This is a genomic window from Streptomyces sp. PU-14G, assembly GCF_041028275.1.
Lineage (GTDB): Bacteria > Actinomycetota > Actinomycetes > Streptomycetales > Streptomycetaceae > Streptomyces.
This window is the reverse complement of record NZ_JASKYT010000242.1, coordinates 1-11,792: the sequence shown is the minus strand read 5'-3', so window position 1 is coordinate 11,792 and position 11,792 is coordinate 1. Positions and strand designations below refer to the sequence as shown.

At 71.6% G+C, this 11,792-nt stretch carries 12 protein-coding genes, 1 tRNA gene and 1 pseudogene; 7 read left to right on the top strand and 7 right to left on the bottom strand.

Annotated elements, in window-relative coordinates:
* The 3 genes and pseudogenes from AB8Z75_RS24120 to AB8Z75_RS24110 form a co-directional block, all read right to left on the bottom strand.
* Positions 1 to 374: pseudogene (locus AB8Z75_RS24120) on the bottom strand (hypothetical protein); the annotation flags it as partial.
* Complete coding sequence (locus AB8Z75_RS24115) at positions 358 to 1,806, bottom strand: HTTM domain-containing protein (protein ID WP_369205356.1); 1,449 nt, start codon at positions 1,804 to 1,806, stop codon at positions 358 to 360. The gene AB8Z75_RS24115 and the pseudogene AB8Z75_RS24120, both read right to left, overlap by 17 nt.
* Positions 1,807 to 1,943: 137 nt before the next feature.
* Complete coding sequence (locus AB8Z75_RS24110; RefSeq protein WP_369205354.1) at positions 1,944 to 2,648, bottom strand: DUF5819 family protein; 705 nt, start codon at positions 2,646 to 2,648, stop codon at positions 1,944 to 1,946.
* Between the two features lie 269 nt (positions 2,649 to 2,917).
* Between AB8Z75_RS24110 and paaA the strand changes: the two genes are divergently transcribed.
* From paaA to AB8Z75_RS24080, 6 genes are all read left to right on the top strand, one after another.
* Positions 2,918 to 4,090, top strand: coding sequence for a 1,2-phenylacetyl-CoA epoxidase subunit PaaA (gene paaA / locus AB8Z75_RS24105; RefSeq protein ID WP_369205352.1), 1,173 nt, complete (start codon positions 2,918 to 2,920; stop codon positions 4,088 to 4,090).
* Positions 4,087 to 4,371, top strand: coding sequence for a 1,2-phenylacetyl-CoA epoxidase subunit PaaB (gene paaB, locus AB8Z75_RS24100; protein ID WP_114025535.1), 285 nt, complete (start codon positions 4,087 to 4,089; stop codon positions 4,369 to 4,371). The genes paaA and paaB overlap by 4 nt, the downstream gene beginning before the upstream one ends.
* Positions 4,368 to 5,093 (top strand): 1,2-phenylacetyl-CoA epoxidase subunit PaaC, encoded by a 726-nt coding sequence (gene paaC / locus AB8Z75_RS24095; protein WP_369205350.1) that lies wholly within the window; start codon positions 4,368 to 4,370, stop codon positions 5,091 to 5,093. The genes paaB and paaC overlap by 4 nt, the downstream gene beginning before the upstream one ends.
* Positions 5,087 to 5,683, top strand: a complete 597-nt coding sequence (gene paaD, locus AB8Z75_RS24090; RefSeq protein ID WP_369205348.1) for a 1,2-phenylacetyl-CoA epoxidase subunit PaaD — start codon at positions 5,087 to 5,089, stop codon at positions 5,681 to 5,683. Before paaC ends, paaD begins: the two co-directional genes overlap by 7 nt.
* Before the next feature lie 3 nt (positions 5,684 to 5,686).
* On the top strand, positions 5,687 to 6,778 hold the full coding sequence (locus AB8Z75_RS24085; protein WP_369205346.1) for a 2Fe-2S iron-sulfur cluster-binding protein: 1,092 nt from the start codon (positions 5,687 to 5,689) through the stop codon (positions 6,776 to 6,778).
* Positions 6,779 to 6,925: 147 nt separating this feature from the next.
* A complete protein-coding gene (locus AB8Z75_RS24080) occupies positions 6,926 to 8,056 on the top strand; it encodes an acyl-CoA dehydrogenase family protein (protein ID WP_369205344.1) in 1,131 nt (376 codons plus the stop codon).
* A 304-nt stretch (positions 8,057 to 8,360) separates the two neighbouring features.
* Here AB8Z75_RS24080 and AB8Z75_RS24075 read toward each other — a convergent pair whose 3' ends face one another.
* The 3 genes from AB8Z75_RS24075 to AB8Z75_RS24065 all read right to left on the bottom strand — a co-directional run bounded on the left by AB8Z75_RS24075 (position 8,361) and on the right by AB8Z75_RS24065 (position 10,493).
* Positions 8,361 to 8,708, bottom strand: a complete 348-nt coding sequence (locus tag AB8Z75_RS24075; protein WP_369205342.1) for a rhodanese-like domain-containing protein — start codon at positions 8,706 to 8,708, stop codon at positions 8,361 to 8,363.
* Between the two features lie 188 nt (positions 8,709 to 8,896).
* Complete coding sequence (locus AB8Z75_RS24070) at positions 8,897 to 9,700, bottom strand: J domain-containing protein (RefSeq protein WP_369205340.1); 804 nt, start codon at positions 9,698 to 9,700, stop codon at positions 8,897 to 8,899.
* A 376-nt stretch (positions 9,701 to 10,076) separates the two neighbouring features.
* Complete coding sequence (locus AB8Z75_RS24065) at positions 10,077 to 10,493, bottom strand: winged helix-turn-helix transcriptional regulator (protein WP_369205338.1); 417 nt, start codon at positions 10,491 to 10,493, stop codon at positions 10,077 to 10,079.
* 109 nt (positions 10,494 to 10,602) lie between these two features.
* Between AB8Z75_RS24065 and AB8Z75_RS24060 the strand changes: the two genes are divergently transcribed.
* Complete coding sequence (locus AB8Z75_RS24060) at positions 10,603 to 11,259, top strand: FMN-dependent NADH-azoreductase (protein WP_369205336.1); 657 nt, start codon at positions 10,603 to 10,605, stop codon at positions 11,257 to 11,259.
* Positions 11,260 to 11,603: 344 nt separating this feature from the next.
* Here AB8Z75_RS24060 and AB8Z75_RS24055 read toward each other — a convergent pair.
* Positions 11,604 to 11,687 (bottom strand) — tRNA-Leu (locus AB8Z75_RS24055).
* Between the last annotated feature and the right edge of the window lie 105 nt (positions 11,688 to 11,792).

Genomic DNA, 11,792 nt, shown 5'->3' with positions numbered 1-11,792 from the left:
TCCCCGCCCCTGCCGCTCCTCTCCCCGCCGCCGTCCTCGCCGCGCTCGCCGAACGCAGCGGCAGTGGGTGCGCTGGACGCATGGACAGCGGGGGCGCTCTCCCGCAGGGCGAGCGCCGCCACGCCTGTGGGGTGCGGGCGGGGCACGAGGCTGCGCAGCGTCTCAGCGGACACTTCACGCAGCAGTGCGTCCAGGGTGCCGGTCAGGTCGGGGGCGAGTTGCCCGGCCAGCGAGAGCGCGGCGCGGCGGTCGGTGGCCAGCGCGACCGGCACCCGCGCGCCGAAGCGCAGCGCGTGCTTCAGCGCGTGGAATCCGTCCAGCAGCACCCCGTCGGCGGCATGCCGCGCCCACTCCGTCTCAGCCGTTCCGCTCACCCGGCCACCCTACGGGCGCCGAGGCCGGGACCGCCGGGTCCTGGGAGACAGCCGTATGCGCTGGAGGGGGTGTCACCGGTTCCCGGGAGCCGGGCCCGCTGGGCAGCCACCCCCGTACGCGGGTTGTGAGGGCGGTGGCGTGTCGGCCGAGCCAGACGAGGAAGACGGTCGGCAGGAAGACCGCGTCCGCCGCGATCATCGCCATCGAGAAGAACGGCAGTCCCAGCAGGACGGCGATGCCGACGTGTTCCATGATCATCATGGCCAGGAGCACGTTTTTCACCCTCCTGTTGAACAGGGTGAAGGGGAACGCGACCTGGGTGATGACCGTCCCGTAGGTGACCAGAAAGACCATGAGGCCGTTTCCGGCCAGCAGGTGGCTCAGCTCGGGCCACGGCGTGAAGTAGTCGAGGTTCATCGGGTAGTAGACGGCCGTGCCGTCCTGCCACCGGCTGCCCTGGATCTTGTACCAGCCGGCTGTCGAGTAGATCAGGCAGACCTCGACCATGATGATGAGCAGCACGCCGTTGTGTGCCAGATTGGCGAGGATGTCGCAGACGGTGCGCAGCTCGCGCAGTCCGCTGCCGCCCCTGACGGCGACCGCCTTGTTCAGGCACCACCATGCCGCGTTGGCCACCCACAGTGCCCAGAAGAAGAGCGTCCAGCCGGTGCTCATGGCGCCGGCGATGGTGCCGCCCACCAGGATGGCGCCGAGCACCGCCCACAGCACGACGCCGCCGGTCCCCGCCACCGGGTCGCCACCTCGGGAAGCGACACCCGCTCCGCCACTCGCCGCAGCGCCGCCCCCTCCCCCGGACACACCAGCGGACGCACCAACCGATGCACTAACGGGCGCGCCAACCGATGCACCAACGGGCGCACCATCCGACGCACCAACGGGCGCGTCGTCTCCCGGCTCGGCGTCCGTACGGGCACCGGCTCGGGCACGGCGGGCCCGCCGTGCGTCCAGGGACCACACCTGCGAACAGCGCGTCAGGATCAGATACAGCGCCATCAGGTGGATGACGTTGTCCCCGCCGTCGCCCATGAAGACGCTGCGGTTCTGCAGCGAGAGAACGCCCACCATGAACAGCACGGTCGCGGCGCGCGTGTGCCAACCCAGCACCATCGCTGCCGCAGCCGCCATGGCGACGAGGTAGACGAGTTCGAACCAACTGTCGCTGCTCGCCCACATCAGCACGGTGAAGGCGTGGTTGGTCTCGATCAGCTGCTTGCCGAGCCCGAAGCTCCAGGGGCCGTCGGGACCGTAGAGCTCGTGCCGGTGCGGCCACTCCCGCAACAGGAAGAACAGCCATGCCGCGCCGAACCCGATGCGCACGATCGCCGTCTGGTACGGGCCCAACGCGTACCCGGTGACCTTGCTCAGCCCGCGCGAGACGCAGCGTTCGAACCGTGCCCTGGGCCCCTGGATCCGTGCTCCTCTCCCCGAGCCAGGGCCCGTCCCCGAGCCAGCGCCCGGCCCTGAGCCCGGGCCCAGGCCTGCGCCATGGGCGGCCCGCGCGTCCTCGCCGGAGGCCACGTACCGTCCCTCTCCCCTGACACCCTCCGTCACTTGGCACCTCCCGGCAGGTCGGCGCTGGTGACCTGCCACCAGGGCTGCACCGAGTACTCGGTATTGCTGTCGGACTTCTCGTCGCTCCACTCGGGCGGCGCGACCGGGGTGACGACGGCGCGCACCTGGATCCGCTCGACGCTGCCGCCGTTCAGCTCCGTACCGAAGCGCAGCATCACGATCCGCTTGATGTACTGCTCGGAGAGACGGCCGCGCAGCCCGTAGGGCTTGCCCTTCTCGTCGTGGTTGTCGGCGTAGAACTCCCAGGCGCGGCGCAACTCGTTCTGCTCGGTGTGGCTGGGGGCGGGGTTGCCGTGGATGGCCGCGCCGTCCATGGCGCTGAGGTTGACCCAGCCCGTGGTCTCGGTGCCGCCGCCGGGCGCGGCGATGCGCGCCCGCGCGTGCACGGCGATGTTCTGCTGAAGGGGGTTGGGCGCGAAGAGTTTCCAGTTGCGTTCGAACTCCGGGTAGACGTAGGAGTCCACGACCTCCGCGTGCCGTTTGCTGACCGTGTTGTCCGGTGCCGTCTGCAAAAAGACCACCGCCACGTGGAACGCGACTCCGACAGTGACGACGGCCACGGCTATCGCGACGAAGATCCGCGCGGGCAACGAGAGCGCGGCGATGCCCCGCATGCCGTCCTTTTCCCCCGCTTCCCCCACGCTGTCCGCCCCGGGCACCTGGTGCGCTGCTGGCTCCATGCCCTCCCTGCTCCCCATTCCTTCATGCCATGCATGCCATGCCCATGCCTGGACCGGTCCGCCTCGAAGACTCTCAGAGACTACTGGTGCGCGGGAGCCCCGCCCGAGGGTCCGTGCCATTCGCTGTCCACAGGCGACCCAGGCTGCTCTTGACAGCTTGGTGAGCCGCGCTCATTCTTGAACCGAACGATCGGTCGGTCGGTCGCCTGCGGTCGACCGGTCCGGGATCGTGCCGGGAATCACTGGCGCCGAGATATCAGGGGGCTCGCATGTCATCGGTGACAACGCCGCCGCTCAGCCGGCGGGCGGGGGAGGGGAAGGGCCCTGCGGGGCCCGGGCCGAACGGCGCCTCGCCCGAGGAGGAGGCCGCGCTCCAGGCCGCCTTCGACGCGGCCGTCGCCGCCGAAGAACGCATCGAGCCACGCGACTGGATGCCGGACGCCTACCGGGCCACCCTCGTCCGGCAGATCGCCCAACACGCCCACTCCGAGATCATCGGCATGCAGCCCGAGGCCAACTGGATCACGCGTGCGCCCTCCCTGCGCCGCAAGGCGATCCTGATGGCCAAGGTGCAGGACGAGGCGGGCCACGGCCTCTATCTCTACGGCGCGGCCGAGACGCTGGGCACGGACCGCGAGCAGCTGCTCGACAAGCTGCACGCCGGCCGCCAGAAGTACTCCTCCATCTTCAACTACCCCACCCTGACCTGGGCTGATGTCGGCGCGATCGGCTGGCTGGTGGACGGCGCCGCGATCACCAACCAGGTGCCACTGTGCCGCTGCTCCTACGGTCCCTACGCCCGCGCCATGGTGCGCATCTGCAAGGAGGAGTCCTTCCACCAGCGCCAGGGGTACGAGCTGCTGCTGGCCCTCTCCCGCGGCACCGAGGCACAGCACGCGATGGCGCAGGACGCGGTGGATCGCTGGTGGTGGCCCTCGCTGATGATGTTCGGCCCTCCCGACGGAGAGTCGGCGCACAGCGCCCAGTCCATGGAGTGGAAGATCAAGCGGCACTCCAACGACGAGCTGCGGCAGCGTTTCGTCGACATCTGCGTCCCCCAGGCCGAGGCCCTCGACCTCACCCTCCCCGACCCCGACCTGCGCTGGAACGAGCAACGCGGGCACTGGGACTTCGGCCCGATCGACTGGCAGGAGTTCCGCGAGGTCCTGGCGGGCAACGGCCCGTGCAACGACCAGCGGTTGCAGCGGCGCCGCGCGGCGCACGAGGACGGCGCCTGGGTCCGCGAGGCGGCTGCCGCCCACGCCGCCAAGCAGGCGGCCCGAGCGAGCGCCCCTGCGCCGGCATCCCCAGCAGTCGGCACCGATCCGGCAGCCGGCACCGATCCATCGGCCGACACCGATCCGGCGGCCCGCACAGCCGGGCAGGACCCGCAGCCCCGAGCAGCCGAACCCGCACAGCGAGGAGTTGAGCAGAGCTCATGAGCGCCGACTGGCCCCTGTGGGAGGTCTTCGTACGCAGCAGGCGCGGCCTCTCGCACACCCACGCGGGAAGCCTGCACGCCCCGGACGCCCAGATGGCTCTCCGCAACGCGCGGGACCTGTTCACCCGCCGCTCCGAGGGTGTCTCCCTCTGGGTGGTCCCCTCCGGTGAGATCACCGCTTCCTCACCCGACGAGAAGGACCCCTTCTTCGCCCCCGCGGCCGACAAGCCCTACCGCCATCCGACGTTCTACGAGGTCCCGGAAGGAGTGCGGAACCTGTGAGCACCACCACGTCCCCTGCCGCCCTCGCCGCCCTCCCCCTCGGAGACGACGCGCTGATCCTCTCCCACCGCCTCGGCGCGTGGGCGGGCCACGCCCCTGTGCTGGAGGAGGAGGTGGCCCTGGCCAACATCGCCCTGGACCTTCTGGGCCAGGCCCGTGCGCTGTACGCCGAACTGGCCGGCGTGCTCGGCAGCGAGGACGAGATCGCCTACCTACGGGAGGAACGCGCCTTCCTCAACTGCCAGCTGGTGGAGCAGCCCAACGGGGACTTCGCACACACCCTCATCCGCCAGCTCCTCTTCTCCACCTACCAGCAGCCGCTCTACGCCCAGTTGGCCCCGTCCCTCCCCCTCGCCGCCAAGGCCGTGCGGGAGGTCGCCTACCACCGCGACCATGCCGAGCAGTGGACGCTGCGCCTGGGCGACGGCACGGAGGAGAGCCACGCTCGCACCCAGCGCGCCGTCGACGCGCTGTGGAGGTACACCGGTGAGCTGTTCCAGCCGATCGAGGGTCTGGACGTCCGCTGGGGGGAGCTGGAGGAGGAGTGGGAGGCCGGCATCCGCGCGGTCTTCGGGCAGGCAGGGCTGACGGTGCCCGACAGTCCGCGCCAGGGCGCCTGGTCGGCCGGGGCGGGCCGCCAAGGGGTGCACACCGAGCCGTTCGGCCGGATGCTCGCCGAGATGCAGCATCTGCACCGCAGCCATCCGGGGGCGGCATGGTGACGGGGCACCTCACCCGCGGTCCGGTCGCCGGCTCCCACTCCCACTCGCCCGACTTCGCCGAGCTGGCGGGCGCGGTGCCCGATCCCGAGCTGCCAGTGGTCACGCTCGCCGAACTGGGCGTGCTGCGGCGGGTGACCGAACCGGAGGCGGGGCACGTCCTCGTCGAGCTCACTCCGACCTACACCGGGTGCCCCGCGATCGAGGCGATGAGCACCGATATCGAGCGGACGCTACGCGAGGCCGGCGCCGAGCGGGTCGAGGTCCGCACCGTGCTCACCCCGCCCTGGTCGAGCGACGACATCAGCGAGGAGGGCCGCCGCAAGCTCACCGCACACGGCATCGCGCCGCCCCGCGAGGGAGCCCGCGCCCGCGGACCCGTCCTGGTCGGTCTCTCCCCCACCCACCGCACGCGGCCCGGCGCCGCGGAAGAACGGGGCCGCGCGCCCGACCCGGGCCCGGGCCCCGTCCACTGCCCGCACTGCGGCTCCGCCGAGACGACCGTGTTGAGCCGTTTCTCCTCCACGGCATGCAAGGCCCTGCGTCGCTGCGAGAGCTGCCGGGAGCCGTTCGACCACTTCAAGGAGGTGTGAGGGGTGCCGGTCTTCCATCCGCTGCGCGTCCAGTCGATCGAACGTCTCACCGACGACGCGGCAGCCCTCACTCTCGCCGTCCCTCCCGAGCTGCGCGAAACCTACGGCTACACCGCGGGCCAGCACATCGCGCTGCGGCGTGTGAACGAGTACGGGGAGGAGATCCGGCGCACCTACTCGCTGTGCGACCCCGCCCGCTCCCGGCCCGGCACGCTGCGGGTGGGCATCCGACTCGTGGAGGGCGGGGAGTTCTCCACCTACGCCCTCAAGGAGCTGACCGAGGGCGGCACGGTCGAGGCGCTGCCACCGACGGGTCGTTTCGTCCTCGCGCCACGACCTGGACGGTTCGCCGCCGTCGTCGGCGGCAGCGGCATCACGCCCGTTCTCTCCATCGCCGCCACCTTGCTGGAACGCGAGAGCGGGGCCCGGTTCTGCCTGATACGCAGCGACCGGACGGCGGACTCGACGATGTTCCTGGAAGAGGTGGCCGACCTCAAGGACCGCTATCCCGACCGCTTCCACCTGGTCACCGCCCTCTCCCGCGAGAAACAGCACAGCGGGCTGCCGTCCGGCCGTCTCGACCGCGACCGGCTGACCGCGCTGCTGCCCGCGCTCCTGTCTCCTCCCGCTGTGCGCGAGATGGACGGCTGGTACCTGTGCGGCCCCCTGGGCCTGGTCGACGGCGCGGCCAAGGCACTGCGCACGCTGGGAGTCCCGCGCACACGTGTCCACCAGGAGATCTTCCACGCGGACGACTCGGTCGCCGGGTCCGCGCCCCGGCCCACGGGGGCCGCGTCCACAGCGACAGCGATCGCCGGTTCCGCCACCGTGAACGCCACCCTGGGCGGCCGGGGTGGCAGCTGGCCCGCCCGCGAGGGGGAGACCCTGCTGGAGACGGTCCTGCGCAACCGCACCGACGCGCCCTATGCCTGCAAGGGCGGCGTGTGCGGCACCTGCCGGGCCCGTCTCGTCGGCGGCCAGGTCCACATGGACCGCAACTTCGTTTTGGAGGAGGAGGAAATAGAGGCGGGTTACGTCCTGGCCTGCCAGTCCCACCCGACCACACCTGAGATCGCCCTCGACTTCGACGGGTGACCGCCGGGGGCAGACCGCGCCGCAACGCGAGGGTGCCGTGCCCTGCTCACCGTCCGCCGGCTGTCCTCGCCCTCTGGCTAACGGCGACCCACCGTCGTAACCTGACGGCCCATCAGGTAAGGGCGTCGACCCAGAGGGCGGTGCGGCATGGACTTCGGGTTCAGCGAGGAGCAGGAGGCGGTGCGCGAGGCCGCGAAGGGAGCCTTCGCGCACGTAGCGGTCGACGCCCTGCCGAGCCCGGCGCTCGCGGCCGGAGCCGTCGCTGACGACTTCGACCGCGACCTGTGGGACCGGCTCTCCCGGGCCGATCTCCTCGGTCTCACCGTGCCGGCCCGGCACGGCGGCTCGGGACTGGACGCGGTGGCACTGTGCCTGGTGCTGCGCGAGGCGGGACGGGTGCTGGCCCGCGTCCCCCTGTTGGAGACCGGCGCTGCGGCGCTCACGCTGGCAGAGCACGGCAGCGAGGAGCTGTGCGCCAGGCTGCTCCCCCGCATCGCGCGCGGCGAGCTGGCCGTGACCGTCGCCGGGCAGGGAGCGAGCGGGCACGAACGGCCCGAACTCGCCGTCTCGGCGCGGCCCGATTCCGAGGGAAACAGCGATGGGGGCGGCTGGGTGCTGGAGGGGACGCAGACCGCCGTGCCCTGGGGGCAGACGGCGGATCTGATCGTCGTCCCCGCGCACACGCCGGACGGCCGCCCGCTGCTGGCTCTCCTCGCTCCGGGAGCCGCCTCGGGCGGCGTCACCCTGGAGGAGCAGGCGCCCACCAACGGCGAGCGCTACGCCAGGTTGCGACTGGACGCCGTGCGGGTACCGGCCGGGGACGTGATCGAGGACGCCGCGGCCCCGTCCCGTCTCCAGCGCCTGCTGACCACGGGCACCTGCGCGCTGGCGCTCGGGCTGGGCAGCAGGGTCTTGGAGATGACCAGCGCGTACGTCAGCGGACGCGAGCAGTTCGGGTTCCCTGTCGCCACGTTCCAGGCGGTGGCCGTCCAGTCCGCCGACCGCTACATCGACCTGCGCGCGATGGAGGCCACACTGTGGCAGGCGGCGTGGCGGCTCGGTCCGGCCGAGGTGGCGGTCGCCAAGATGTGGGCGTCGGACGGGGTACGTCGCATCGTGCAGACGGCACAGCATCTGCACGGCGGGATGGGCGCCGACACCGACTACCCGCTGCACCGCTTTCATGCCTGGGCCAAGCAGTGGGAGCTGTCCTACGGCCCCGCAGCGGCCCACGAGGAGGCCCTGGCCGAGCTGTTGGCGACCCAAGAACCCGCCTGAGCCGCCGCCTCTGGACGGCCGCGCGCCGGCGGTGACGACGACGGCGACGGTTCTGGACTGGCCGCGCGCCGACGGTGACGGCGGGGACCGTACGGGACGGGACGGCCGCGCGCCGACGTGACGGTACTGCGACGCGCAGGCGGCGACCACGCCCGGCCCACAGCTCTACGGGCCCACAGCTCCGTCAGCCCCCGGGCCACCGAGCCACCGGGCCACCGGGCCACCGGGCCGTCAGTCCACCGGGCCACCGGGCCGTTTATGGGGCGGAGTCAGGAGGGTCCGGGGCCGGGCCGAGGCGGGGCCGTCAGGCGACGAAGGCGGGGTCGGAGTCGCCCTCCAGAGGACGCCCCGCGCGTTCCCAGGCGAGCATGCCACCGTCCACGTTGACGGCGTCCACGCCCTGCTGGGCGAGGTAGGCGGCGACCTGGGCCGACCGTCCACCGACGCGGCAGACGACGTACACGCGCTCGCTCTCACCCAGTCGTTCGGTCAGCTCGCCCTGGCGCGCGACGAAGTCGCTCATCGGAATGTGCAGCGCGCCCTTGGCGCGTCCGGCCGCCCACTCGTCGTCCTCGCGGACGTCCAGCAGCAGTGCCTCGGACGGCACGGAGGCGGCGTCGATCTGCGGTACCTGTCCGGGAAGGGCGTTCATCCCTGGTCTCCCTGTTCTCCCTGGCCCGGATCTTTCGGGCGTTCTCGTCCTGCTTCGTCATTCCCTTTCGGGACTTTCGTCTTCCGTAACCCCTTTCGGGGCTTTCGGCAGCCAACCAGGGGTCGAGCAAGCGGATCAGCTCGCAGCCGTGCGAGCGCGACCGCTGCTCCCGCGGCCGGGCTGCTCGCTCACGCTTCCCGCAGTCGGGCCAGCTCGCGCTCGCGCTCGGACACCTGCCCGAGCAGCTGCTCGGCGATCTCGTCCAGCAGTGTGTCGGGGTCGTCGGGGGCCAGCTTCAGCATGGAGCCGATCGCGCTCTCCTCCAGTTCGGCGGCCATCTGCGCGAGGACTTCCTTGCGCTGGGCCAGCCACTCCAGACGGGCGTACAGCTCTTCGCTGCGCAGCAGCTCGACCAGGGGCTCGGGGAGCGGCCCTGCCTCCCATTCCTCGGCGAGCGCGGCAAGCGCGGTCGCGTCACCGTCCGCGTACGCCTTGTTCACCCGGACGAGGAAGGCCTCGCGCCGCTCGCGTTCGGCCTCGTCCTGCGTGAGGTCGGGGTGCGCCTTGCGGACGAGGTCGCGGTAGGCCTTGCGGGCCTCTTCACTGGGCCGCACCCGGCCGGGCGGACTGACGGGCTGCTCGTTGAGCATCGCCTGCGCCTCGGGGAGCATGCCGCTGGAGTCGATCCAGCCGAAGAAGAGCTCCTCGACCTGGGGCATCGGCAGCACGGCGCCGCGCTTCTCGTCGGCCTTGCGGATGTCGTCCGGGTCGCCGGTGCGGGCGGCGATCGCCTCGGCGATCTGCGCGTCCAGTTCGTCGAGGCGGGCGTAGACGGGGCCCAGCCGCTGGTGGTGCAGCCGGGAGAAGTTCTCGACCTCCACCCGGAAGGTTTCGACCGCGATCTCGTACTCGATCAGCGCGTCCTCCGCGGCACGAACCGCCTTCTCGAGCCGTTCGGTGCCGGGTTCTTCCCGCGCGGGCCCCTCACTCACACCCGAGCGCTCCTCCCTCGCGTCACTCGCCCTCGCGGGCCCCTCACTCGCCCGTGAAGTATCACTGCTCGCCTGCGCGGGGTCCGCACGCGCGGAATCCGCACTCGCACGCGCGGATTCCGCGTTCGCATGCGAGGCGGCCTCGCTCGCATGCGAGGCGGCCTCGCTCGTGGGCGGAGGGTCCTCGTTCGCCTGCGCGGGGGAGTTGGCGTTCATCGCGTCCACCCTACGACCGGCGGACGCCCGTCCACCCTGCGACCGCCGCACGCTGCGTCCGCCCCTGCGACCGCCGCACGCCTGCGTCCACCCCTGCGACCGCCGCACGCCTGCGTCCGCCCCTGCGACCGCCGCACGCCTGCGACCGCCGCACGCGGCCTCACTCCCGGAACGCCTCCGGGCAGCGATTGGCGGTTCCCGTCAGGTGGGAGTCGGCCCAGCGGGTGAGCTCGACCATGGCGGGCCGCAGGGCGTGGCCGGAGTCGGTGAGGCTGTAGCTGACCCGCAGCGGCGGACCCTCTTGGACGGCGCGGGAGACGAGGCCGAGCGCCCCGAGCTCGGTCAGCCGGTCGGAGAGCATGCGCTCACTGATGCCGGGCACAGCGCGGCGCAGTTCGGCGAAGTGGCCGGGGCCGCTCATCAGCGCGGCCAAGATCAGTCCTGTCCAGCGCTTGCCCAGCAGCTGGAAGACGCGCGTGATGGCGCTCTCGGGCTCGGTGCAGGCGGTCGCAGCCGAGTGGTCCGGAGTCGGGTCCGGGGGCGGGGGCGGAAGATCGAGCTTTCCAGGCTCTGACATGGCTCCATACTACTGCGCCCACACAAGGTGGTGCAGAAAAGTAAGTGACTGTGCTATACATAGTTACGTCGGAAACTTTCCTCAGCTTACAAAGCACTAGGAGCCCTCCATGGCCACCCTCCTCCACATCGACTCGTCCCTGTATCCGCACGAGGCCTCCGTCTCCCGTGACGTCGCCGCCTCCTTCCGCAAGGCCTGGGAGGCGGAGCACCCGGACGGGAAGGTGATATACCGCGATCTGGGCACCGACCCGGTCCCGCACCTGGAGGGTCCGGCCGCCGTGGCGGGCTTCATCGCCCCCGCGGAGCACACCCCCGAGCAGGCCGAGGCCTTCAAGCTCCGTGACGAGCTGACGAGCGAGTTCGAGCGCGCGGACGCGGTGCTGATCGGCGCCCCGATGTACAACTACACGATCCCGTCCACGCTGAAGGCGTGGCTGGACCACGTGATCGTCATGGGCCGCACCACCGCTTCGCCCACCAGGACCGCGGCGGGCAAGCCGGCCACCGTCGTGGCCAGCCGCGGTGGCGGCTACGGTCCGGGCACCCCGCGCGAGAGCTTCGAGTTCGTGCTGACCTACCTGGACAAGGTGCTGGGGGAGGCGGGCTTCGGCCTGGACGCGGAGTACATCGTCCCGGAGCTCACGCTGGCCGAGGGCAACCCGGCCATGGCGGACCTGGTGGACATGGCGAAGGCGTCCCGTGCCCAGGCCCACGAGGCGGCCGAGCTGCGCGGAAAGGCGCTGGCGGCCCGGTTCGCCAACTGAGTCGCCGACCGGCGCGGATTCACCCACTGAGCGGTCGGCTGCCGAGCTCCGCCAGCCGAGCAGCCGGCCGACCGGTGTGCGCGCCATGCCACCAGTGCGCGCGCCATGCCACCGGGCGCCAGGTCCCTCGGGGCGGCAGCCCCCTCCCCGCCAGAGCGGTCAACTGACGGACGAGCGCCCGTCACTACGGAGCGTGCAACCGCACATGCGGACCGCACGCTCCGCTCGCGTGCGCCGACCGGCTTCGTATGCGCCGACCGGTCCGGTGCGTGTGACCGACCCGACACCGGCTGCACCGTACGACGAAGGCCCCATCGGATTCCGATGAGGCCTTCGTCTCTGTGTGCGCGAGGGGGGAGTTGAACCCCCACGTCCTTTCGGACACTGGAACCTGAATCCAGCGCGTCTGCCTATTCCGCCACCCGCGCATTGGGTGTTGTCGTCTCGCCCGGTGCGGGCGCCTGCCGACATCCAGAAGATTAGCACGTCGAGCGGGGTGGATTCACATCCGTATTCGGGGCCCCCTCCCGACC